The organism is Sedimentitalea todarodis (assembly GCF_032595355.1).
GTDB lineage: Bacteria > Pseudomonadota > Alphaproteobacteria > Rhodobacterales > Rhodobacteraceae > Sedimentitalea > Sedimentitalea todarodis.
In genome coordinates, this window is the sequence record NZ_JASMWN010000001.1 from 57,130 (window position 1) to 80,517 (window position 23,388).

At 61.0% G+C, this 23,388-nt stretch carries 23 protein-coding genes; 8 read left to right on the forward strand and 15 right to left on the reverse strand.

Features of this window, described 5'->3' with window-relative positions:
- Positions 1-57 precede the first annotated feature (57 nt).
- The 4 genes from QO231_RS00275 to QO231_RS00290 all read right to left on the reverse strand — a co-directional run bounded on the left by QO231_RS00275 (position 58) and on the right by QO231_RS00290 (position 5,377).
- Positions 58-1,125 carry a TAXI family TRAP transporter solute-binding subunit gene (locus tag QO231_RS00275; RefSeq protein WP_316771826.1) on the reverse strand — a complete coding sequence of 356 codons (1,068 nt, stop codon included), beginning with the start codon at positions 1,123-1,125 and terminating at the stop codon, positions 58-60.
- 33 nt (positions 1,126-1,158) lie between these two features.
- Positions 1,159-3,123, reverse strand: coding sequence for a hypothetical protein (locus QO231_RS00280; RefSeq protein ID WP_316771827.1), 1,965 nt, complete (start codon positions 3,121-3,123; stop codon positions 1,159-1,161).
- A gap of 182 nt (positions 3,124-3,305) precedes the next feature.
- Positions 3,306-4,709, reverse strand: coding sequence for a HAMP domain-containing sensor histidine kinase (locus tag QO231_RS00285; protein WP_316771830.1), 1,404 nt, complete (start codon positions 4,707-4,709; stop codon positions 3,306-3,308).
- The gene (locus QO231_RS00290) at positions 4,706-5,377 is read right to left on the reverse strand and encodes a response regulator transcription factor (protein ID WP_316771833.1); all 672 of its coding nucleotides are present in this window, start codon (positions 5,375-5,377) and stop codon (positions 4,706-4,708) included. Before QO231_RS00290 ends, QO231_RS00285 begins: the two co-directional genes overlap by 4 nt.
- A 168-nt stretch (positions 5,378-5,545) precedes the next feature.
- Here QO231_RS00290 and QO231_RS00295 point away from each other — a divergent pair, with 168 nt between their 5' ends.
- The 3 genes from QO231_RS00295 to QO231_RS00305 all read left to right on the forward strand — a co-directional run bounded on the left by QO231_RS00295 (position 5,546) and on the right by QO231_RS00305 (position 9,025).
- Entirely contained in the window at positions 5,546-6,652 is a 1,107-nt protein-coding gene (locus QO231_RS00295; protein ID WP_394356556.1) for a trypsin-like peptidase domain-containing protein, read from the forward strand.
- A gap of 289 nt (positions 6,653-6,941) precedes the next feature.
- Entirely contained in the window at positions 6,942-7,682 is a 741-nt protein-coding gene (locus tag QO231_RS00300; protein ID WP_316771838.1) for a porin family protein, read from the forward strand.
- Positions 7,683-7,801: 119 nt separating this feature from the next.
- On the forward strand, positions 7,802-9,025 hold the full coding sequence (locus QO231_RS00305) for a hypothetical protein (protein ID WP_316771841.1): 1,224 nt from the start codon (positions 7,802-7,804) through the stop codon (positions 9,023-9,025).
- 95 nt (positions 9,026-9,120) lie between these two features.
- On the opposite strand, the gene QO231_RS00310 is transcribed toward QO231_RS00305, so the two are convergent.
- Positions 9,121-9,873 carry an SDR family NAD(P)-dependent oxidoreductase gene (locus QO231_RS00310; protein ID WP_316771845.1) on the reverse strand — a complete coding sequence of 251 codons (753 nt, stop codon included), beginning with the start codon at positions 9,871-9,873 and terminating at the stop codon, positions 9,121-9,123.
- A gap of 268 nt (positions 9,874-10,141) precedes the next feature.
- On the opposite strand from QO231_RS00310, the gene parA reads away from it, so the two are divergent.
- The 3 genes from parA to QO231_RS00325 all read left to right on the forward strand — a co-directional run bounded on the left by parA (position 10,142) and on the right by QO231_RS00325 (position 11,621).
- Positions 10,142-10,774: a ParA family partition ATPase gene (gene parA, locus QO231_RS00315; protein ID WP_316771848.1), complete on the forward strand. Its 633-nt coding sequence runs from the start codon at positions 10,142-10,144 to the stop codon at positions 10,772-10,774.
- Between the two features lie 29 nt (positions 10,775-10,803).
- Positions 10,804-11,124 carry an antibiotic biosynthesis monooxygenase family protein gene (locus QO231_RS00320; protein WP_316771850.1) on the forward strand — a complete coding sequence of 107 codons (321 nt, stop codon included), beginning with the start codon at positions 10,804-10,806 and terminating at the stop codon, positions 11,122-11,124.
- A gap of 89 nt (positions 11,125-11,213) precedes the next feature.
- The gene (locus tag QO231_RS00325; RefSeq protein WP_316771853.1) at positions 11,214-11,621 is read left to right on the forward strand and encodes a universal stress protein; all 408 of its coding nucleotides are present in this window, start codon (positions 11,214-11,216) and stop codon (positions 11,619-11,621) included.
- A gap of 112 nt (positions 11,622-11,733) precedes the next feature.
- On the opposite strand, the gene QO231_RS00330 is transcribed toward QO231_RS00325, so the two are convergent.
- The 9 genes from QO231_RS00330 to QO231_RS00370 all read right to left on the reverse strand — a co-directional run bounded on the left by QO231_RS00330 (position 11,734) and on the right by QO231_RS00370 (position 19,545).
- Positions 11,734-12,237, reverse strand: a complete 504-nt coding sequence (locus QO231_RS00330; protein WP_316771856.1) for a hypothetical protein — start codon at positions 12,235-12,237, stop codon at positions 11,734-11,736.
- A gap of 62 nt (positions 12,238-12,299) precedes the next feature.
- Entirely contained in the window at positions 12,300-12,989 is a 690-nt protein-coding gene (rpe, locus tag QO231_RS00335) for a ribulose-phosphate 3-epimerase (RefSeq protein ID WP_316771859.1), read from the reverse strand.
- Positions 12,990-13,048: 59 nt separating this feature from the next.
- Positions 13,049-13,525 carry a class I SAM-dependent methyltransferase gene (locus tag QO231_RS00340; RefSeq protein ID WP_316771862.1) on the reverse strand — a complete coding sequence of 159 codons (477 nt, stop codon included), beginning with the start codon at positions 13,523-13,525 and terminating at the stop codon, positions 13,049-13,051.
- Positions 13,512-14,300, reverse strand: coding sequence for a polysaccharide deacetylase family protein (locus tag QO231_RS00345; protein ID WP_316771865.1), 789 nt, complete (start codon positions 14,298-14,300; stop codon positions 13,512-13,514). Before QO231_RS00345 ends, QO231_RS00340 begins: the two co-directional genes overlap by 14 nt.
- Positions 14,297-15,433, reverse strand: a complete 1,137-nt coding sequence (locus QO231_RS00350) for a glycosyltransferase family protein (protein ID WP_316771868.1) — start codon at positions 15,431-15,433, stop codon at positions 14,297-14,299. The genes QO231_RS00345 and QO231_RS00350 overlap by 4 nt, the downstream gene beginning before the upstream one ends.
- Positions 15,430-16,011 carry a histidine phosphatase family protein gene (locus QO231_RS00355; RefSeq protein WP_316771870.1) on the reverse strand — a complete coding sequence of 194 codons (582 nt, stop codon included), beginning with the start codon at positions 16,009-16,011 and terminating at the stop codon, positions 15,430-15,432. The genes QO231_RS00350 and QO231_RS00355 overlap by 4 nt, the downstream gene beginning before the upstream one ends.
- A complete protein-coding gene (locus tag QO231_RS00360) occupies positions 16,008-17,099 on the reverse strand; it encodes a glycosyltransferase family 4 protein (protein ID WP_316771873.1) in 1,092 nt (363 codons plus the stop codon). Before QO231_RS00360 ends, QO231_RS00355 begins: the two co-directional genes overlap by 4 nt.
- 2 nt (positions 17,100-17,101) lie before the next feature.
- The gene (locus tag QO231_RS00365) at positions 17,102-18,337 is read right to left on the reverse strand and encodes a glycosyltransferase family 4 protein (RefSeq protein WP_316771876.1); all 1,236 of its coding nucleotides are present in this window, start codon (positions 18,335-18,337) and stop codon (positions 17,102-17,104) included.
- The gene (locus QO231_RS00370) at positions 18,334-19,545 is read right to left on the reverse strand and encodes a glycosyltransferase family protein (protein ID WP_316771878.1); all 1,212 of its coding nucleotides are present in this window, start codon (positions 19,543-19,545) and stop codon (positions 18,334-18,336) included. Before QO231_RS00370 ends, QO231_RS00365 begins: the two co-directional genes overlap by 4 nt.
- 311 nt (positions 19,546-19,856) lie before the next feature.
- Here QO231_RS00370 and QO231_RS00375 point away from each other — a divergent pair, with 311 nt between their 5' ends.
- Together QO231_RS00375 and QO231_RS00380 are read left to right on the forward strand one after the other, a co-directional pair.
- Positions 19,857-22,232 (forward strand): mechanosensitive ion channel family protein, encoded by a 2,376-nt coding sequence (locus QO231_RS00375; RefSeq protein ID WP_316771881.1) that lies wholly within the window; start codon positions 19,857-19,859, stop codon positions 22,230-22,232.
- 17 nt (positions 22,233-22,249) lie between these two features.
- Complete coding sequence (locus QO231_RS00380) at positions 22,250-22,939, forward strand: TorF family putative porin (RefSeq protein WP_316771884.1); 690 nt, start codon at positions 22,250-22,252, stop codon at positions 22,937-22,939.
- Positions 22,940-22,954: 15 nt separating this feature from the next.
- On the opposite strand, the gene QO231_RS00385 is transcribed toward QO231_RS00380, so the two are convergent.
- Positions 22,955-23,308: a hypothetical protein gene (locus QO231_RS00385; RefSeq protein ID WP_316771887.1), complete on the reverse strand. Its 354-nt coding sequence runs from the start codon at positions 23,306-23,308 to the stop codon at positions 22,955-22,957.
- Between the last annotated feature and the right edge of the window lie 80 nt (positions 23,309-23,388).

Sequence of the window (23,388 nt, forward strand, 5' to 3'; positions counted from 1 at the left end):
GGATCAGAGTGTCCCTGGCGTGCGGCGGAGAGATCGCTCTTTCCGCCGCACCATGTTTCAGCAGCCGATGGTGGCGCAGATCTGGCGGCGATAGGCCGAGTTCGCTTCGCTCTCCGATGGGGTCTCGCCGGTTGCGGCCGTTGGCTGATCGCCCTCGCAAACCAGCGGATAGTTTGGATCAAGACCCACATTCACGCAGGAGCCTATATTCCAGCCCGGGGGCAGGGCGGACGGATCAACCTGTTGCCACTTGGGATGGCCATTCGCCTGAAGGTCTCCAAACCGGGTGCTGATCAGGTGCGAAATATCCGAAACCGCCTTGCAGCTTTCGCGGTGATAGGCATTGCGGTTCGGATCGTATTCATAGGTCATCAGCACGGCCTTGACGGCGACGACATCCACCGCATCGCTCTGGAACGGATAGGCCCCTGCGGGGATCGTGGCCGGCTCGTAGACCGCCTGTAGTGTCGGATCGCTGATCGGAACCAGATGGAATCGCGCGGCATCGATTTCGGGAGACTGAAAAATCTTGGTCGGGGCACCCGCGACATAAAAGAAGGCGTCGATCTGACCATCCATCAGCGCCTTGAGCGAGTCATCGGCGTTGATCGTCAAACGATCTGCGGGATTGACCTGCGCAAGGTCCAGAACCAGCGATGCGGTGAGGAACGTGCCGCTGTCCTCGACGCCGACTGCGACGCGCTTGCCATTCAGATCCGCGAGAGAATTGATGTCATTTGTGCCCAGAACGTGCACTTCCTCGTTGTAGAGCGGAAACGCGATCCGCACGCCGAGGATGGCCCGCGCAACACCGGGATCGTCGGCGGCAAAGGTCTTGAGATACTCAAGAACATCCGATTGCACGATGCCAAACTGGGTGAAGCGCCGCTTGCGCACACCCAGGAAATTCTCCAGCGACCCGGCGCTTTCCTGCACTTGCAGATCCACCCCGCACTTGGCGGCGATTTCACTGACGTTGCGACCAAACTGAATGTATGTGCCGCTGGGCCCGCCTGTCAGGATGTTCTTTTCGAATACCTGCGCTTGCGCGGGCAGCGACATTCCGGTCAGCAAGACCGCAAGGGCGACGAACCGCGCCAGAATGGATTTCTTTCTTAACTTCATGTCATCTTCTCCAATTCAAACGATAAATGTTCGTCAGCATCCGCCCAGGGTCTTGATCAGATGCACCAGCGTATGCCGGTTGATTGCGCCAAAGGACTGCTGCAACGCATCGGTCGCGCAGCTGCCCTGAACCAACAGTTCATAAAGCTGGTTGACCTGGGGTGTCCGCTGGGACGGCAGGCCGGGTGCATTGCGGATCGCCGCGTTGACGGCACCGGGGGTGCGTGGGCTGCCTTGCTGCGCGGCGACAGGTTGTGGTGCTGCTGGCGCGGGTGCAGTTGCAGGTGCCTGCGTTGCGCTCCGGGCTGCAGCGACCTGTTCTTGCAATGCCGCGATGTCAGCTTCGCGTTCAGCCCTTGTCTGGTCTAACGCGGCAATTTCGGCCTGCATCTGTTCGCGCTGCTTGAGCAGATCTGCTGCAACAGATCGGTCTCCCTGGATCTGCGCCAGCAGCGCCTCGGCTTCCGTCTGTGCCTGTGACAGCGCGGCCTTTTGTGCCTCTTCCTGACTGTTCAGATCAGCCACACTGGCTTGCAGACGCGATTTTTCCGCATCTGTAGCCTGTCGGGCTTCGACCAGTGCGGCCTCTTGTGCTTTGGCCTGTTTGTTCAACTCTGCCACACGGGCTTCCAGCCGGGTATGTTCCGCTTCGGCTGCTTGCTGTGCCTCGGCCAGCGCAGCGCGGGCCTCGATCCGCTCTTCGAGTGCGGCTTTGCGGGCCTCGGCGTCACTGACCTGGGTCTCCAGATCCGTCAAGCGCGCACGCGCCGCATCGGTCTGTTCCGACAGGGTCTTGTCGGCATTGGCGACCGCAGTGTCCAGTTCAGCGGTTTTGGCGGCCAGCGAGGCGGATACCGTTTCCAATTGCGTAGTCGCGTCCGCCAGTTGCGTTTCCTTCTGCGCAATCTCGCTGCTCAAACCTTCCAGCTTTGCATCCAAGTCCGCTTCGCGCGCTTTGGACTCGGCCAGGGCGGCTTCAAGCGCCTCTTTCTGGGTCGCAAGTTCCGCATTCTGTGCCCGGCTTGCCTCGGCAGCGGTTTCGGCCGCCGCAATCTCTTCGGCCAGCGCCGCCTTGCGCGCTTCTGCCTCGCTCACCTCGGCTTTGGTCTTGTCAAGAGCCGCCTGCGCTTCGGTTTGCGCATTTGCCAGTTCCGCGGCCTTGGTTTCGGCCTGTGCAAGCTCTGTACTTTTGGCTTCCAGCTTGCCTGTGACTTCCGCAAGCTCGGTCTGGGCGGCATCACGTTGAGCCTCGGCGTCGGCACGTGCGGTGTCGGCCTCACGCGTGGCGCTCTGACTGGCGTCCAGGGCTGCCTGTGCTTCGGCTTGCGCGCTCGCCGTTTCGGCGGCCTTGGTTTCGGCCTGTGCAAGTGCTGCGCTCGCGGCCTCCAATTGATCGTTTATCTCTGCAAGCTCGGTCTGGGCGGCATCGCGCCTGGCCTCGGCATCTGCGCGCGCGGCCTCCGCCTCTGATTGTGCGGATTGCGCCTGCGCCAGAGCGGCCTCGGCCTGCGAAAGCTCCGCATCACCTGATTCGCCCTTGGTCGTCTGGGCGGCATCTGCCGTTTTGCTGGCCTCAGCAAGAGCGCCTTGCACGCGTTCCAATTCTGTACGGGCATTGTCGATCTCGGTCGCTAGCGAATCCTGCTGCGCCTGAAGATCGCTTACGGCGGCCTGGGCGGCGTCACGCTCTTGAATCGCGGCATCCCTCTCGGACGTCGCAGTCGCAAATGCCTCATCCAGTTCAGATTGCTTTGCCGCCGAGGAATTTTCGATTTCTGCGAGTGCCGCCTGCGCCTGCGCCAATTCGGCCTTTACCTCTTCGAGCCGCGCGGCTTCGGCATCGCGTTCATCGCCAATCTCGGCGATATCTGCCTCCAGCGCTCCAATGTCCTCTTCGAGCAAGCCTATGATCCGTCGGAAGGATTCTGCCTTTTGCGACAATTCGGCCGCATCGGATGCGGTCTCCTGCGCGTTCCCCGTTTCCGGATCAATACTCACCAGCCCGAAAATCATGGCACTACACACTAATATCCTGATGTGCCGCATGTCCAATTCGCCCCTCACAAATGCATTAGCTTCCAGCATACGCAAAATTTGGCACACTTGTCACGGTCGGTCGATTCCTCAATCGCAAGAGGCGTCGAATCTCTGGGGATTCTCATGGGAAGGCGTGAAAACGGTTAAGTCATGGCACTGGGCGCGATCTGCGCCGGGTCGGGAGTATCCACCGACTTGACCGGTTCAAAGGTGATTTCGATCCGCAATCCCGGTGCGTTGTCACCCAGAACCAGATCCGCCCCGTGCAAGCGGGCCACCACCGACACGAAATTCAGCCCGAGGCCACTGCCAGGGGTCATCCGGCTTCGGTCCAGCCGATACAGCCGCTGCAGGACGTTTTCGGTTTCCCCGTCAGGAATGCCCGGCCCGGTATCCGCGACACTCAGAACCACGCCCCGCGGTTGCCGGTGCAGTTCAACCGTGATCTCGCTTCCCTCGGGCGTATGGCGCAATGCATTTTCAATCAGGTTCGCAAGGAGTTGCAGCAACAGGTTGCGGTCCCCCAGGATCGGGGGCATCTCCGGGTCAATGCGGGTGCTCAGATCGTGACCACTATCGCTTGCCAACGGCTCGTAAAGCTCGGCACAGGTCTCGATCAACTCCGCAAGGTCCAGCGGTGCAAAGGTTGATTTCGGGGTACCGGATTCGATCTGGGCGATTTGCAGCAGCGACCGGAACACCGACACCACCCCATCCAGTTCGGTGCGTGCCCGATCAACCAACTCGCGGGCTGGGGGGGCTAGCTCCTCGCGGTTGGACAGGTCTTCCAGATGCACGGCGACCCGTTGAATCGGCGTTTTCAGGTCATGGGCAATGTCGGACGAGACCTGCCGGATTGCGGCGACAGAGCTTTCCTGCGCGCGTGCCATCTGGTCGATCTTGGTGCCAATTTCAGCGAGATCCTCGGACCAGCCCGGTCCCGGACGCACCCGTGCCTGCAGGTCACCCGAAGTCAGCCGGTCCACGGTCTTGCCAACGGCGGCGACGTTCCGCGCGCTGCGCCGTGCGAGATACAGGCCACCGGACAGCGCGATAAGGATCGTCGGCAGCAGGCTCAACCCGAGAATGTTCAAGAATACCGTTCGCAAGGCATCGATTTCCGACAGGCTGCGCGCGATTGTAAGCTGTCCCCCTTGCAGGGACGTTGTCAGCGCGAGGTAGTCGCCGCTCAGGTCCGGGCTTTCCTGTGACAAGGAGAGAACGTGGTACCCCTCGGCATCGCGGGCGATCACCGCGTTGCCATATTGCCTGCGGTTGGGTGCGAGATAGCTGAGGGCAAGCCGCTCGGGGTCGGTTTCCCGCGCCTCGGCTTCGACCAGCGTTGACAGGGCCGCTGCTGTCGGGGCTGCGCGAAACCCGGCAATGCGTTGGGTCAAATCCGAGCGGATCGCCTGTTCGAATGACCGTTCGGTGATCAGATAGCTCGCGGCAAGGCTGACCAGGCTCACCACGGAGAACAGCACCACCAGCCCGAGGGCCAGACGCAACGGCATGGATCGCCACAGGCCTGACAGGCGGGCGTTCACGTGTCGATCCGGTAACCTGCGCCGCGCACCGTCTTGATCAACTCCCCGTCAAACGGCTTGTCCACCTTGGCGCGCAAGCGGCTGATATGGGTCTCGACCACGTTGGTCATCGGATCGAAATTGATGTCCCAGATCGCTTCGAGCAACATCGTGCGGGTCTGAACGCGCCCCTTGCGCCGCAAAAGGTGTTCGAGAATGGCAAACTCGCGGGGCAAAAGGTCGATCTCGACCCCCTCCCGCGTGACCTTGCGGGCAATCAGATCCATTTCAAGCGATCCGGCACGCAACACCGTTTGCTGCTCGACGGCCGGGGGGCGTCGTGCCAGTGCGTTGACCCGCGCCGACAGTTCGCCAAAGGCGAAAGGCTTGACGAGGTAGTCATCTCCACCCGCGTTCAACCCGCCGATCCGGTCCTCTACGCCTCCCAGCGAGGTCAGAAACAGGACCGGTGTCCGGTTCCCGGCACCGCGCAATGTCTTGACCAGCGTCAGCCCGTCAATCTCGGGCAGCATCCTGTCCACGATCATCACGTCATAGCTGCCGCCGGTCGCCTGGATCAGCGCCTCGCGCCCATCCGCGACCAGATCAACCGAATGGCCCTCTTCACGCAATCCCCGCGTTATGAACGCGCCGGTGGTGGCATCATCTTCAACAGCCAGAATTTTCATCTACCCTCGCAACATCTGCGTCCGACAAGGCATAGTTATGCGATGCGGGAAGGCCCGCCAACCGCCGCGCCGCCCGATGACATATTTGTATAGTAAGCCAAAGACGCCTGTAAGGGCGGGGTCCCATCTGTTGCTCGTCAGTTAAATGAACGGAGCTACTCCATGACCATGACCTATTATGATAGCCGCCTTGCCAGTGTCACGCTGGTTGCGGCGCTCGCCACCACCAGCGTTGTCGCCCTGTCCCCCTCCACCGCGCTTGCGGTCCCTCCGGGTGGCTACGGCGATCTGGTCGAGGCGGTTTCTCCCAGTGTTGTCTTTATCGAAGTGACCGGCAAGGCGTCCGGTACGGGACCTGCCGGCGCGATGCCACAGGGGATGCCCGAAGAACTCCGCAAGCGCTTCGAAAAGATGATCCCGGGTGATCGCGGCGACGCACCGCACAAGGGCGTTGGTTCGGGCTTTATCATTTCCGAGGACGGCCAGATCGTGACCAACCATCACGTCGTCGACGGTGCCGACAGCGTTCTCGTCAAGCTGGCCGATGGGCGCAGTTTCGAAGCGACGGTGATTGGCAGCGACGCAATGACCGATGTTGCCCTGCTGCAGCTTGCGACCGATGAGTCGCTGCCTGTCGTTGCCTTTGGCGAATCCGACAGTATGCGCGCCGGCGACGAAGTGGTTGCGGTTGGCAATCCCTTTGGCCTTGGCGGGACCGTGACCTCCGGCATCATCTCGGCGGTCTCGCGCGACATTCATGCCGGTCCTTATGACGACTTCATCCAGACCGACGCGGCGATCAACCGGGGCAATTCCGGCGGCCCGCTCTTCAACAACGATGGCGAAGTCATCGGCGTGAACACGGCGATCTTTTCGCCCGATGGTGGCTCTGTCGGGATCGGCTTTGCTGTGCCATCTGACCTCGTGCAGACGGTTGTCGCCGATTTGCAGGATGACGGCACGATCACGCGCGGCTGGCTGGGTGTGCAGATCCGTCCGATGTCCGACGAAGTCGCTTCGGTCCTTGGATATGATGGACCAAAGGGCGCGGTTGTCGAAGCCGTCACAGAAGATAGCCCCGCCAACAAGGGTGGGCTTGAGAAGGGCGACATCATCCTGTCGTTCAACGGTACCGAGATCGTGGAACTGCGCGACCTGACCCGCGCCGTTGCCGATACAGCCCCCGACAAGTCTGCCGATGTCGAGATTCTGCGCAAAGGTGACAAGATCACCCGCCAGGTCACGGTAGGCACGCTGGGTCAACAGGACGCCTAGGGCAACTCCGGGTCAGGGTGAGGCAAGTTCATCCTGACCCGGAACGACGCTGACCTCCCAATTCATCGGCGGGCATCCGGCCCTCCGGTGGATAATCCCGTAAGACAAGGGATGTTGCGGTCCGGTGCAGGGGAGGCGCCGGGCCGCAATGCTGTTTGGCGGCATACGTCCGGTTGGCCCCTCGGCGCCGAACATTCAAGTCATATAAAAAAAGTTCCCACTTTTGGCCAAGCTCCCGTTATTAAAGAGATCAGTCGGATTCGCATGGAGTTCGAAATCAGGAGCGGACATGAAACGGACAGCTACGTTCTTCGCTGCACTAGCGCTCCTAGCTGGTCAGGCGAGCGCCCAGAGTTCCGATTGGAATTACACCGCGACTCTCTATGGCTGGTTCGCGGGGCTGGATACCTCCGTGGATACTCCGCGGGGTACGATCAACGCTGAGCTCAGCAGCAAGGATGTGTTAGAGGATCTGGACGCATCGCTTATGGCCGCTTTCGAAGCCCGCCGCGGGCCCTGGGGGTTTGTGGTCGACGGTGTCTACAGCAAGCTCTCTGCGGGAAAAGCCACTCCTTTCGGGCAGTCGTTTTCCGAAGCGGTTGTCGAGACCAAGCTGTCCCAGGTGACCGGGCTTGCCCTCTATCGCTTTCATTCAAGCCCGACGCTGAAATTTGATGCCGGGGCAGGATTTCGCTGGTTTGATGTCGATATGGGTGTGACGCTGACGCCGGGATCGCTGGGCGTCACGCGTACCTCTTCCATCGGAGACAGTTGGGTCGATCCGCTGCTCGCCGCGCGCGTTATCTTGCCGATCAATGATGTGTGGACGGCGACGGCGCTTGTCGATTTTGGCGGAACGGGTTCGGACGACAAGACCTGGCAGGCGCTGGCCAGTGTACAGTATCAGTTCAACGACAATTGGTCCGCCGCATTCGGATACCGCACGATGAATTTGCAGCATGACATTGGCGGGCGTCCGAACGAGATCACGCTTTCTGGCCCGTTCATCGCTGCCGGTTTCCGTTTCTGACCCGACAACGGCCAGATCCGGTGGTGCGGGCGCTTTGCAATTTGAAATTGTTGCAGAACCTCTGCTATTGAGCGACACACGCGATCACGTCCAAAACGAGCCACCCGCGAGGGATCACCATGACCAGCGGCCCGACGCTGTCCCTTAAGACGCCAATCAGGTTTCGCGCTGTCTGGTGGTCTGTGCTGTTGACCGCCCAGTCGATCCTCTTCGTGCAGGCACCGCTTCATGCAGATGAGAGAAAACTCGACCTGACGCCGTTTTCGGACGGAACCGACGACTGGCGAACCCGCCAGCTGTTTACCGGTGCCCTGGTGACTTTCTACGGCCAGTTCTCACCCGCGATCCTGAACTATGATGACGGAGCGCTCGGGCGTACCTATGCGCCGGTCGGAAACTCAAACAAGACGTCGCGCCTTGGTCTGCGATGGCATATCCGACAGCTTGGAAGCTGGAGCCCCATTTTCCGCGCCGAGATCGGTGTCACCCCGCGACCGTCGAACAGCGTGAACCTGAATACGTCGCAAAACGTCGACTGGCTTGCCGATGAAACCAACCTGCGCAAGCTCGAACTGATCCTGAAACACCCGAGGTTGGGCGTCCTGACCTTTGGGCAGGGCAGCATGGCCACGGACAGCATCACCGAGGTAGACTACTCCGGCACCAAGGTCGCGGCCTATTCCGATGTGGCCGCTGTCGCATCCGCACAATTCCTGCGCTTTGCCGATGGCACGCTTTCCATCGCGCAACTGGGTGAATTCATCGACAACTTCGAAGGCTCCAACATCACAGGCACCTACGCAGACGGGGACCGGAAGATGCGCGCGCGCTATGATTCGCCCGAGTTCAATGGGCTGATCTTTTCCGCAGCCATCGGCAACGAAGTGCTTCACGATGACGGAGGAACCAACGCGGACGCGGCGCTGACCTATGAAAGGGATTTGGGCGACTACAAATTTGCATCCGGAATTGGATACAGCTGGAAACCAGACGCAAGGGTTCTGTCCGGGTCGATGTCGGGCTTGCACAAGGCCAGCGGTCTCAACCTGACCGTTGCGGTCGGAGGGCAGGACGACGGCGGTGATTTTAGCTATGTAAAGCTTGGCCTGTTGCGGTCCTATTGGGCGGTTGGTGAAACTGCGCTGTCGATAGATTTCTATCAGGGGAATGATATCTATTCCGCCGGTTCCCGATCCCGTTCTGTCGGTCTTGCCTTCGTGCAATCCTTTGATCGGTTGAACGTTCAGGGTTTTGCCTTGCTGCGCCGGTATTCCTTTGATGCGCGCGATGCTGATTTTCTGGACAGCACCGCTATGATGACCGGTCTCCGTTGGGTCTTTTGACGGCCAGTCGGGCGAAAGAGCCACGAATTCATGCTCGATCCTGACAGATCGGTCACAAACGGTGCCTGATGCACATCCGGTCCATCCCACCGGACTTAGGTCCGCAGGGCGGGCAAACCAACGCCGGTGCTTTCAAATCCACCATCTGAGGCGATAATCTGACCGGTGACATAGCTCGCCTTGTCCGAGCAGAGGAAGGTGATCACCTCGGCAATCTCGCGTTCAGTGCCATAGCGATTGAGCGGGATCGCATCGTGGTAACTGGCGATGATTTCCGGCGAGTGAACCGCCATCGCCAGCTTGGTGCGGACCGGACCGGGGCAAACGCAATTGGCGCGAATGCCATATTCGCCCAGCTCGGCCGCTTGCTGTTTGGTCAACTGGATGACTGCGGCTTTGGAGGTTCCGTAGGCAACTCTCAGAGTCGAGGCTCGCAATCCCGAGATCGACGCGATGTTTACCAGTGCGCCGCGTGTGTCGCGAAGGGCGGAAATGCAGGCTTGCGACACCAGGAAGACACCGTCCAGATTGGTTGCCATAACTTCACGCCAGCGATCAAAGCCGGTGTCTTCGATCGGGCCGAAATCGGCGACGCCTGCATTGTTCACGACAGCATCGATCCGGCCAAAGGTCTGGCGGACACTGTCTACCATCGCGTCAACCTGTGACGGGATCGATACGTCGTACTCGAACGGGCTGACCTTGTTCAGTCCGGTGGACGCGTCGCTCAGAGCGTCTCCATCGCGGTCGACCATCGCGACGCGCCATCCGTGCTCGATGAACAACTGCGTGGTTGCAAGGCCAATCCCACGGGCGGCTCCGGTGACGAGGGCTACTTTTTCCGACATTCTGGACCTTCTTTTGGTTAGGGACTTCCGGTTGGGCTACTTTCGACCGGCAGTCGAGGGAAGCTCAATCCCTTTTTCCAAGTTCCCTGCGGGTCTCGCAATGTGCGATCTGGACGCGAACGATGGTGCGCGCCATTGACCAGCAAAGCCAGCCTTGCGCAGAAACGCGTTGCCGGCCCAAGGCTTGCATAAAATCAGCAACAGTGATTGCCCATTGCGCCCTTGGGGCAAGCGGGTAATCTGCGGCGCAGCACTTTGGGGGGCGTCCATGAGTCATATCATCGCTATCGCACAGCAAAAGGGCGGGTCGGGCAAGACGACGCTGGCTGTGAATCTCGCGGTCGGATTTGCGCGGGAGGGTAAATCGGTGGCCTTGATCGATACCGATCCGCAAGGCAGCGCCGGGCGCTGGTTCATGATGCGTGTGGAGATGATGGAGGAACCCGGAATCGAGTTTTCGACGGCCTCGGCCTGGGGCATTTCCTATGAGTGCCGCAAACTCGCGCAAAGCCATGACATCGTGATTATCGATACACCACCAAAGGCCGACAGCGATCTGCGCCCGGCCTTGCGGGCCGCCGACCTGGTGCTGGTACCGGTCGCAACGTCGCATGTCGATCTATGGGCAGTGGAAGCCGTTCTGGAGTTGGCGGAGCGCGCCGGAAAGCCGGCAATCATGGTGATGACCCGTGCGCGTGCCGGAACACGCCTCTCTGCGGATGTGGGCGAAAAGGCAGCCGCGATGGCGGCCGAAGTCGCCGAATCGCCGATGAACAACCGGGTTGTCTACGCGGAAACGCTGGGACAGGGGCGTGCCGCGCTCGAGGCCCCGAAAGGACCGGCACATGCCGAGGTACAAACACTCGTGCGTGAAATTGCGGCAAGGCTGTCGCAGGTATGATAGGCTGATCCCATAGCAAGGAAGAACCGATGCAAACCATCATCAAAGACAGCGGACACCAGACCGTCATCACCACATTCGAAATGTCACCGGGCACTTGCCAGGACCTGCTGGATGCGCTCGCCGACGCCTACGAGGCGTTTATCAGCAAGCAGCCGGGGTTCATCGCCGCCAGCCTGCATGTCAATGACGCCCAAACCCGGATTGCCAACTATTCCCAATGGCAGAAACGCGAGGATTTTCAGGCCATGCTGCGCAGCGACGAAATGCGCAAGCGCAACCGCAAGATAAACGAGCTGTGTCGATCGTTCGAGCCGGTGATGTACGAAGTGACGGGAACTTTTGGATAAAGGTGGGCGGCGTCCCGTTTCCTGATTTGGGTCAAGGACATATGTGACAAAATAGTGCAGCCTTTCTTTGAACCAATGGAGGGTTTCCCATGTATCAGAACATACTTGTACCGATCGCCTTCGACACCGACCGCGACACGTCCGGCCCACTCAAGCTGGCGCAACTGCTGGCCTCGCCAGAAGCAAAGATCACGCTGTTGCACGTGGTCGAGCACATACCGGGATATGCGATCTCCTATATGCCCCAAGACTATCTCAAAGCGGCCCGTGATGCCATTCAGGAGCAGCTTGATGACATGGCCGCGACAATTCCCAATGCCACGGGCGTGGTGATCGAAGGGCACTCGGGCCGGTCGATACTGGACTGGGCAGAAAGCAACTTACCGGATCTGATCATCATTGCGTCGCATCGTCCGGGAATGCAGGATCTGCTGCTGGGCTCGACCGCCTCGCAGGTGGTGCGCCATGCGGCCTGTGCCGTACATGTGGTGCGCTGAGCGGCAGGTCCAAAGCGTTTCGCGTTAAATTTGAATCGCCTAACGTTGCCTGAAATCGCAGTTTTCAACGCAATAGCCGATGCCAGATGACCCGGGCTTAGCGCGAAACGCTCTAGGACCGCAGGAACACCTTGTCGGAATCCAGAGCGCTGGCGATCCGGGCAAAGTGATCGCCACCGGAGTTGGCCGATCTGAGCAGTTGCGTCGTTGCCTCGTCGAGCGCGGCCGTAAAGGCCGCCTTGGAGCGCGGAACCGCAGCCTCGGATATCGCGGCAAAGCTCTTGCCCCGGCGTCGCATTGGTTTCGCCGCCGGGTCGGCGTTGGCGTTTACCACGTTGGCCAGCGTGTATTCCACATCGCGCAGAGCCTGTTGCGCAGGGGCATAGGCAGGGTTTCCTGCCAGTTGTTTACCGGCGGCCTGATAGTTCTGGCGATAGCAGTCATAGCGATAGACCGATTCCAGCGCACGGCATTGCCGCAACCCCTGCTCCAGCAGGCGTACGACGCGGTTGGTCGTGCGGTCGCTCAGGCCTGACTTGGCTTTCCCATAGCCCTGCGCAAGGACACCGGTTGCGGCGAGAACAAGGATCAGCAGGATAGGAAACAGACGGGTCATCAGTTGGGTCCTCCTCGGGTACGGGCGACAAGGGATAGCACGCCCATGCCGGAACCGTTTGATCAGGCATATACGCCTTCTGCGGCCTCGCGAATGGCGCGGATGTTGGTGCCATAGGGATCGGGGTTGCTGGCGGATCCCCCGCGAAACACCGCCGATCCGGCCACCAGCACATCGGCCCCGGCGCGTGCCACCAGCAGTGCGGTGTTCGGATCAACCCCGCCGTCGATCTCGATATGCACCGGGCGATCCCCGATCAGGGCGCGCAGGGCGCGAATCTTGCCGGTCATGTCGATGAATTTCTGCCCGCCAAAGCCGGGGTTCACCGTCATCACGCAAACCAGATCGATCATGTCGAGCAGCGGTTCAATCGCGCTCGCAGGCGTGCCGGGGTTGAGCGCGATGCCGGCCTTGGCACCGGCCGCCCGGATCGCCTGTAAGGTGCGGTGGATATGCGGGCCGGCTTCGGCATGGGCGGTGATCACATCCGCACCGGCGGCAGCAAAGGCATCGATATAGGGGTCGACCGGCGAAATCATCAGATGCACGTCCATCACACCCTTGATATGCGGGCGAATGGCGGCGCAGGTGGCGGGGCCAAAGGTAATGTTCGGCACGAAATGCCCGTCCATCACATCCACATGCACCCAATCCGCTCCCTGTGCTTCGATCGCCTCACACTCTGCACCGAAATTGGCGAAGTCGGCAGCAAGGATAGAGGGGGCGATCTTGATCTTGCGGTCAAATGACATAGGGCACCTTTAGGCTGAGTTGAGACCCATATAACCGCACGCAAGCGCAGGCGGAAGGGTCAGCTGCGATAGAACAGATAGCGGTCGGGCGCGATCGTGTCGGGGCCGGAGATCTGTTCGAACCCAACCAGTGGCTGTCCGGACACGATCAATCCGCCGGTGCGCATGACCCGCGCGAGCAGTGGACTGAGCCGCGCTGCCTCGGCCACGTCATCTGCCTTGATCCCCATGCCGAAATCATAATGCGCCAGAATGATCCGTGCACCGAGTTCGTTCAGACGGCGCAACATCGGCTCTGCCTCGCCTTCGAGAAAATCTTCGGCAGGCGGGGTGCAGGACGGGTGGCATTGCAGCACCCGGTCGATGACCCGGATGCGCCTTTCGGGCAGTATCTCGCGCAGATGGTCATAGGTGCGGCCATTGCCAAGCCCAAGGTCGAGCACATCGCCGGGCAGGCCAGCGATCTGGTCTGCGGCCCAGTTCAACCCGTCCCGCTGGGCGGTGAAACGGCGCAGCATCGAATCAAGTCGGCTCATGCGTGGTCTCCTTGGGGCGGGGTCGGTCCAGACAGGAATGGGCGGTCCAGATATGGGTGGGCCCTTGAAGGAGCCGCGACAGAAGCGCTTCGGTAAAGTTCCAGATTGCAGTGTCATGAACCAGATGATGGGTCAGGATGCCATAGGGTTCCTCGCGGTCTGCGCGGTTTTTGCGTCGGTCCGACAACTGGGTTGCGATCTGCCGGATCAGTATGTCGGGGTGGTGCAGGGTCTTGCCCACGCGCCAGTTGATCGGGTCCAGATGGGTGTTGATCTGGGTCAGACCCGGTGCGGCAAAGGCGTTGCTGCGCGGGGTGAAGGTCGACAGCATCCCAAAGCCCTGGACCGGCAAGGTGGGCAGCAGACCGGCGGCGACGCGGTTCCAGGGCGGAACGAACATCGGCACAAACGCGTCGCCAAAGAGGGTCCGCAGACAGTTCATGCCCTGCGCGGTTTCGGCGTGCATTTCTTCGATTGGACGGTGTGCACCGAACTCCGCCTTTTTCTCACCGTTTGGTGCGTGGTTGGTATGGGACCAGCCGTGGACCACAGGGATCATAAAGGGGTCAATGCTCTCGGCCAGCGACGTATCTGCTTCTGCCGGGATCACGGCCAGATGCAACGGGATCTCCAGTCGCCGGGCAAGATCCTGCAGGCGGTCCAGGGCAGGTGTCATGGCAATGGCGTCGTCATCGCGCCACCAGAGCGGCAGCGACAGACCCGCCGCACTCCAGCGATCGAGTTCAGTGTCCAGCGGCGTCCAGTTCGGTCTCATTTGCGTGCCTCTGCCATGCCGGTCGCGATTGCCACGGATTGCGCCGCCCCGTCAAACCGCAATCTGCCCTGCGCGCGCCTGGGAGCGTCCAGAACCTGCCGAACCGCAGAGCAGAGCGCGTCAGGGGTCAGGTTCTTGCTATGCAGGGTTGTGATGCCGGCCAGGCTCGACAGGCTGCGCGCGCGCAGGGATTGTTCGACTTCGTTGCCATCGTCAAAGGGTACAAACACAACGGGCGTGCGCGTTTGAAGCACATCCATCGCGGTGTTGTAGCCACACAGGCTGACCGAGGCGGCCGCCCCGGCAAGCATGTTGCGAAAATCCGAGCGGGCCGGCTCGACTATTGTCGCACTGTGATTTGCCAGATCGCGCAGCGTTGCCACGCGGTTACGATCGCCTGCGACCAGGAGCCGCCAGCGCCTCTCTGGCATATGCCGAGCCGCCGCAATCGCGGTTTCAAAGAGGTCGGTCCCGACGTTGCCACCCCCCGCGCTGACCAGAATTTCGCTTGCGCCTGTTCCCTCCGGGTGCGGAGTTGGGGGCGGCTGGGTGACATAACCGGTATAGTGCAGCTTTGCCGAAAGTGCGCCGCTGACCGGCCAGCTCTGATCGAGCGTGGTACTGTGGGGATCCGAGTGCACCAGAACGGCGTCATAAAGGTTGGTGATCAATTCCTGCGCGCGATCCGCCTTGGACGGTTTGGAGGGCGGGGCGAGGATATCGCGGATAGACGACAGGATGACCGGTCGCGGAGCCAGTGCATGCGCGGCGCCTAGCAGGGCGGAAAACTCCGCACTCAGAACACGGCGGCCAAACGGGAAGAGTTCGGTGATCAGGATATCGGGTGCGAAATCCGTCAACGCCTCGCAAAGCAGGGTCCGGCGTCGGGCGAACAGCGCCTCATCGGCGGGTCGACCGGCATCGTCCAGCAGCCGGGAAAAGTTGACCCCGTCGGAACGCAGTGGTGGCAGTTGCAAAATGCGGATTTTGGCGGGCGGGGTCACGTCCAGCGGCATCCCGCCGCTGGCCAGCAACACGCGGTGCCCGGCGGATGAGAATGCATCGGCCAGTACCAGGGCGCGGCGCAGATGACCGGTGCCAAGCAGATGCGTGACCACGATCATCACCTTCATGGCTGTTGTTCCAGCCGGACAGGATCGGGGTCTGCGGTCAGTGTTCCGTCAGACATCGTCAGCAGGAACAGCCGGTTGCGCTTGATACGAAAGGGGGCCGGACCCTCAAAATCCCAACCATAGGCGCGGGCGAGCAGCACCCGCATGACACCGATATGACAAACGACCACGGCATCGCGTTGCAGCCCTGCAAGCCAAGGTCGCAGCCGATGTTCGAGCTCTGCCGGGCTTTCGCCCCCCGGTGCGCGATAATCCCAGCCCCATTCCTCGATGTGCCGAAAGCCCGTGTCCGATTTCGCCAGCAGGTCCGCGCCGCGCAGCCCTTCCCAATCGCCCCAGTTCATTTCGGTCAGGGCGTCAGAAATGCGCGGCGGGCGTTCGGCGACGATCCGGGCGGTTTCGGCGGCACGGGCCAGCGGGCTGGACCAAAGCTCGGCACTATTCCACGGGACAGGCAGTCGAAACTGTTCCAACTCGCGGCGGGCATCGTCATCGACGGGAATGTCGCTGCTCCCCTGTATCCGACCCGCGCGATTCCAATCGGTGTGGCCGTGGCGCAAAAGGGCGATGCGGATCATGATATGCGCTCCATCAAGGGTGTTACAGCAGACCAGAAGGTGTAACGGGCGCTGCCGATAAGGTGGTCGCGGGCAATGGTGTGACGCGCGGTTGCGCCAATCTCGCGGCAAAGGTCGGCATCGCACAAGAGGCGCGTGATCTGCGATGCGAGGGCGGTGGCGCCATCCTCGGGCAAAGGATAGGTGCCGGGGGCGAGCACGTCGCGGACACCGGGGCGATCCTGTGCGACCACCGGTAATCCAGCGGCCTGCGCCTCTAGATAGACCATGCCAAAGCCCTCGTTCACCCCGGGCCAGAAGAACAGGGCGGCGTTAGCGTAGGCGCGGGCCATCTGCTCGGCGTCCAGTTGCCCGAGAAAGCGCACCTGATTGCCAAATGGCTCCATGAGGCGTTCGACCTCGGCCCGGGCCGGGCCGTCTCCTGCGACATCCAGCTGCCAGTCGGTGCCTTGCAGGTTGGCGAGTGTGTCAGCGATGATCTGGTAGGAGCCGAGCTTGTCGCCGTGCCGCATCATCCCTGCGGTCAGCATCTTGGGCAGATGTCGGGCTGGATCGGTGGCAGCGGGCAGGGCGCTACGGGGCAGGAATGGTCTCAGGTTGATCAGGCGCTGCCCCGGTGGCCTGTGCCGTTCGAGAGCTGTCAGATCGTGGTCGGTCAGACAAAAGACCACGTCGGCGGCATCGATGGCGGATTCGGCGGCGGCGGCGAACGCGCCCCACGGGCCAGTCAGACGCTTTTTTGCACGGCTCGCTTCGATCTGGATATAGGGCATCCCGAGGGCCGATGTGACCGCATGGCCGATGAAATCCGGTGCCTTGTAGTAGTTGTGATAGGTCACCCAGAGATCCGGCGGGTCGACTGCAAGCTGGTCAATCAGCCGCGCGGCGTCGGACATCGCTGCGGCGCGCAACTTCGTTTGTCGGGCGGCATTGCCCTTGCTGTCATGCGTCTGGACTGTCGACACCAGACTGACCTCTGTGTCGCCAGTTGCAATCGCGGCCATCAGCGCGCGCGCAAAGGCGCGATCACCCGACGGCACCGGGTGCGACGGCGGTTTCATCGGCGCATAAAAGGCCACGCGAGGCATGGTCAGGTGCCTTCGGTCAGACGGGTCAATCGGCGGGACAGCCGCTCGATGCCCGGTTCCATCACAAATTCGGCGCGCAGGCGGGCGAGCGCGGCATCGGCCATCGCCCGGGTCCGGGCAGGGTCCGCTGCAAGCCTCGTAATGGCGGCGGCGAATGCGGCTGGCGTGTCTTCGGACAAGGTGCCGTGCACGTCGTTTTCGATGAATTCGGGGATCGCGGATACGGCGGTGGTGAGGATCGGCAGGCGCTGGCTGGCGGCCTCCATCAACACGTTTGGCAAGCCATCCCGGTCGCCGTCCTCGGCAATGCGGCTGGGAAGCACAAACAGGTCGGCATTGCGCATCTGGTCGATGACCCGCGGTTGGTCGCAGGGACCACACCACGTGATCCGCCCGGCGATGCCTGCTGTTCGGGCCTGCTCTGCAAGCGGTTCTGACAACGGCCCACCGCCGATATGCGTCCAGTGCCAGTCCAGCGTGTCAGGCAGTTGCGCCAGCGCGGCGATCAGCCGGTCAAATCCCTTCTTTTCCACAAGCCTGCCGACTGAAACAAGGCGCAGCGGATCGCTGGCGTGGCGCGGGGCGTGGTCCGGCGGATCGGGAAAACGGCCGAGGTCGAGACCGTGATAGACCAGGTCGATCCGCGCAGGGTCGGCGGAGAGGCGGCGCAACTGTGCGGCGCCATAGGCCGTGCAGGTGGCCCCGAAAGTGGCCCCGGTGGCGTCATCCGCGAGCTTCTCCGCGATTTCCCAATCGGGCGAGGTCCAGATATCCTTGGCGTGGGCGGAAAAGCTCCAGGGAAGGCCGCGCATGATCGCCGCATAGCGCGCGACAGAGGCGGGAGTATGCAGAAAATGCGCATAGAGACCGCGCGTATCGGCCGGCAACTCGGCGGCCAGCACACAGGCCTGCCCAAACCGGCGGATGCGGTTCTTGTCAAGATCGCGGGCCAGATCGCGTCGCCAGATGGCATAGGCGGCGGCGTATCCGGGCAAGGTTCTGGCCTCGGCGCGGGCCTTCCAGACGCGGTTCGGATCGTGGTGGAGGTACTCCGGCAGATAGCGCACCTGTGCGTTCAGCCGATCATGCAGCGGATGGGTCTTGGTATCGGTCGGATGACGCAGGGACCAGATATCAAAGCTGTGGCCCGCCTCTTCGAGGGCCACCAGTTCCTGCGCAATGAAGGTTTCTGACAGGCGGGGCCAGCCCTTGACCACGACCGCGAGTTTCCGGGTCATTCTGCCGCCTTGTGCGCGTTTCGGGTCAACAATGCGGCAACACGCTCTGTGACATAGTCAAGCCCGTCCAGCAGCCCGTCCGAAGGCGCACTGGAGGGTTTCGGCTGATTGGGCAGGGCGTGAATCGCGTCGATCATCGATTGCGTATCCATTCCTTCGCCCGTGTCGCAGAGCATCCGAACAAGCCCCAGTTCTTCGGCGCGGCTGGCGCGGATGTACTGTTCAAGACGGGGCACCGTGCGCGGCACGATCACGGCACGCTTGTCAAACGAAAGTACCTCGCAAAACGTGTTGTATCCGCCCATGCAGACGACCCCGTCCGCTCCGGCAAACAGGGCTTCGATCTGGGATTCGAACCCGACAGCGGTCACGCGCCCGTCCAGGTTGGCAACACGGGCTTCGAAATCGGCGCGGGTGTCACCCGAGAGGAACGGCCCGTAGACCAGTATCGCACGGGGGCCAAGCGCCGGATCCTGTTCATAGGCGGACAGGACCAGATTGACCATGGATTGCCCGTCGCCACCGCCACCAGGCGTCACCAGGATATAAGGGTCGGTAACCGGGAGGCTGTCCGTGCTCAGTTCTCGGCGCAGATAGCCGGTCCAGTGCATGCGTCGCTTGACGCTGTCGCTCAGCGCGAGGCCGTCGGTCGGGTCATAGATCGAGCGCAGCCCATAGATCCAGAGTTCGTCATAGTAGCGCTCGGTGGCCTCGATCGCCCCTTTTCGGTCCCACTCCGTGGCAAGTACGGCTGGTTCATCCAGGACGTCGCGCAGGCCAAGAACCAATCGCGCGCGGCCTTGTTCGGACAGCAGGTCCAGCGTTGGCAGCAGCTCGCCGCGAAAGCCGTTTGGTTCCTTGTCGACGATCAGGATGTCGGGGTCGTACTGTTCCGCCGTTGCCCTGATCAGCCCGGCGCGCAACTCGGTGGTTTGTTCAATGTCCATGCCCAGCGTCTGGGATTCATAGCTGCCATCCCGCAGTTTGGTCACGCCCGGCAGCCGGACGTGATCGACGCGGGCCGGAAAGGTAAACCTCCCGGCCACCGGAGAGCCGGTGAGAATGAGTGCAGATGCCGTGGAGTTGGCGCGCGTGATTGCCTCGGCCAAGGCTCGCGATCGCCGCAGATGGCCCAGCCCGAAGGTATCGTGGCTGTAGAGCATGATGCGAGGAGGGCGGTTTGCCAGAGACGCGTCGGCTCGGGTCATGATCGCCACCGGTGCATCCGGACGGGCACCACGAGGCGCGCATGTGGGTAAAGTACCATGTCGTGTCTCATGCCTGCCCTTGCGGCCGACACCGGACGGCCACAACCTTGGTTTCGTATTTCCGAGCCGAACGTTGCGAAGAAGCCGGATTGGCTGTGCACGCAAGACCGCCCCGTACCTACTAGTTGACCTGCAGTTGATTGCAAACCACAAATTGCCCAAGAAATGCAGACCGTGATCGAAGCGGTTTGCACAGGGAAGGGCGGTCCTATAGCGTTTGCAGTCAAAACAACATTGGGAAATCATCGCGAATGAGCCGTGTCCTGCTTCAACTGGTGATGATCCTTTGTCTGGTTTGCGGTTTCGCAGTCTCCGGGGGCGCACAATCGCTGCCCGGATTTGGTGCCAGCAGTTCGTCCGGGGACGACAGCGCAGACAGCGGGCTGAGCGCGGCGATACGGCAGGCTGCGGAAAGCGGTGTGAATGTCGTCGTTCTGGATGGCAGCGGCAAGCTTGTGGCTGCGGCGACACCGACGGAACCCGGAACGTCCGCGTCCGCAACTGGTCAGCCGATGGATCATTCCTCCCCGCTGATGAAGGCACAGGCCGAGGTGAACCAGTTCCGCGAGACGTTGGCCAGCCGCCTCGCGGCACTGCCCAATTCGGTGAACGAGGTTGCGTTTATCCTGCGCGCCACCAGCCCGGACGGCCAGATCTCGACCTATCTTCGCGTGCTGTTGATAACGCTGGGACTGTTCGTCGTGGCATGGTTTGCGACGCGCGAGATCTATGGCAAGCGGATCGTGAGAAGTTTCGTGGTTGCGCGGATTTTGGAACACCCGCAGGGGTATCGCGAAAAGATGCCGTTCCTCGTCTTCCGCTTTGTCATGGGGATCGGTGGCACGCTGTTTGGCATGCTGGTCGCCTACCTGCTCGGAATACTGTTCTTCAGAGAGGAACCTGACCAGTCGATTCAGCTGACGGTCGCGGCGATCTTTCTGACGTTTTTCCTGGCCCGCACGTTGGCCGATCTTTGGCGAATGGTGCTGTCCCCGTTTCTGCCGCAATACCGTATTCCGGTTCTGTCGGACAAGGACGCCCTGCGGCTCCACCGCTGGGCGGTGATCCTGGGAAGTTACAGTATTGCCACCATCGTCTTCAGCACGTGGATCGCGGATTTCGGGCTGAACTACAATGTCTACGCCATCCTGTATGGGGCACTCGAACTGGTTGCCGCCTTGGGCAATATCGCAATGATCCTGTTCAACCGGCGCGCGATTTCGAATGCCATCCGGGGCGGGAGGACCATGAACGAGGTGTCCTGGTTGATCCGGACCCTGTCGGTGGCCTGGTCAGCCGTGTTGATCGGATATGTGATTTTCGGCTGGTTCGAACTCGCATTCGATCTCGTGATGGAAAGGAACGAGTCGATCCCGCTGGTTGCCGGCGCCTATGTCGTATTCCTGTCCATCATCGTGGTCTACGGCGGCATCAATTATCTGATCGAGCGACTGTTTGAGCGCATCCGCAACGTTGAAGAGATCAACAGCCAGCACGAAGCGGCCGAGGCGGAAGAGCGGGTTGCAGAGCTCCCGGATGACGATGATGAACCACGACAAGAGCCGGTAAGGCGGCATCTGATGACCTACGAGGCGCTGGCGCGCCGGGTGTCAGGGATACTGGCCTTTGTGGCAGGTGCCTATGCGCTGCTGCGGGTGTGGGACCCTGAAAACCTGTTGCTGCCGGATTCGGTGGTTGGCCGGTTGCTCGACGTCGTGAGCATTCTGTTTATCGGCTACATCGTCTATAATTTCTTTCGCATCTGGATCGACAGCAAGATTGCCGAGGAATCCGTAGACGAGACCGAGGCTGAACTTGGCGATGAAGGCGGGGCCGGAAGCGCCAGCAGGCTGGCAACCCTTTTGCCGCTGTTCAGAGGGGCGATCCTGGCGATTGTGATAGTGACGATCGCGCTGATCGCCTTGCTGGAACTGGGCATCAATGTCAGCCCGCTTTTTGCCGGTGCCGGTGTGGTGGGCCTTGCGGTCGGGTTTGGCGCACAGACGCTGGTGCGCGATATCTTCTCAGGTGCCTTCTTCCTCGTCGACGATGCGTTTCGCAAGGGCGAATACATCGATATTGGCGACGTAAAGGGGACGGTGGAAAAGATCTCTGTCCGCTCCTTTCAACTGCGCCACCACCTTGGGGCGCTGAACACTATTCCGTTTGGCGAAATCAAGGTGCTGACCAATTACTCCCGCGATTGGGTGATCATGAAGCTGCCTCTGCGGGTGACCTATGACACCGACGTGGAACATGTGCGCAAACTGATCAAGAAGCTCGGGCAGGAACTGCTCGAAGACCCTGTGATCGGCGACAACTTCATTCAGCCGCTCAAAAGCCAGGGCGTGATCGAAATGCAGGACAGCGCCATGATCATCCGTGTCAAGTTCATGACCAAGCCGGGCGATCAATGGCTGGTGCGCAAGAAGGTGTACGAAGACATCCGCGCACTGTTTGCGCGTGAAGGCATCCATTTTGCGCATCGGGAGGTGACGGTGCGGCTGGCGGATGCCAACCCGAATGACTTGACCCCGGCACAGAAAGAGGCGGTTGCGGCGGCGGCGCACGGTGCGATTGACGAAGACTATCTGGAAGATATCGGGCCGGGCGGGGACGACCGATAAGCGAGAGGGACACCAAGATGCGATCCAACCTTGCATGGGGCACTGTTGTTGCCTGCACACTCGGAGCGGCGGGGCATGCGCAGGCACAGGATGACGGCGGCGTAAGCTATCTGTTTGGTGTTGATGTTGTTTCCAACTACGTTTCAAACGGCGTTACCCAGTCGGATGGCAAACCGGCGATCCAGCCCTATTTCGAGATCGGTTTGAATGGGTTTTATGCGGGGACGTGGATGTCCAATGTCGACTTTGGAGACAATGACGACTGGGAGATTGACCTCTACGTTGGTTACCGAAACCTGTTCGAGAACGATCTCTTCGTCGATGTTGGCTATGCGCGATACTTCTACGATCATAGCGGCGATTGCTGCGGTGAGGCAAAGCTGACGCTGGGCTATCCGCTTGCGGATCAGTTCGGCGTGACGGGCTATGTCGCGTATGATCCGAAGTCAGAGAACTTTAACCGGAACATGACACTTGTTTATGAGCCGACCCCCGATCTCGGGATTGCAGCCATCTACGGCTACAGCGATTCCTATGCGCATGAGTATTGGAGCGTCGGAGCGTCCTTTAGCTTTGACGAGACATGGTCAGCCGGCCTCAAATACGAAGGCTCCGGATCCGGGGACGAGGGGTTCGTGTTTCGCATCTCGCTCGGCAACCTGCAAACCCCGCTGGTTCGCTTGCTGGGAGCGCCGTTCCAGCGCTAGCCTGACTGTTGTCGTCTATGCGTGAGGCCGCGGCATCAGTCGCGCGGTCGTTGCCGAGACACAGGGCTTGCCAAGACGGTCGGTCAGAGAGGCAAAGCTGTGGCCAAGAAATGCGCAGGTACAGAGATCGATACCCGTTTCTTCGTTCACGAGGATGAGACGGTCGCCCTGAAACACAAGTGCAAAACCCTGATCAGCCAGTTCCCGGATCAGGCTGCTCCAATCCGCAGCGTTCCTGAATGTCGGGCTGAGGTGGCAGGACAGAGACACAGCAGTCTCGCAATCCAACGCGCTTTCGTCATGTCCGCGGTTGAATTCCGTCCAGAGGTTGGGGAGAGGCCGGTCGGTCCGGTTGAAACGTTCACTCATTACAATGCTCATAATAACTTCCAATCGTTACGGTACAAACTGAACTAAAACATGATCATGTTACTACATGGATAAGAATC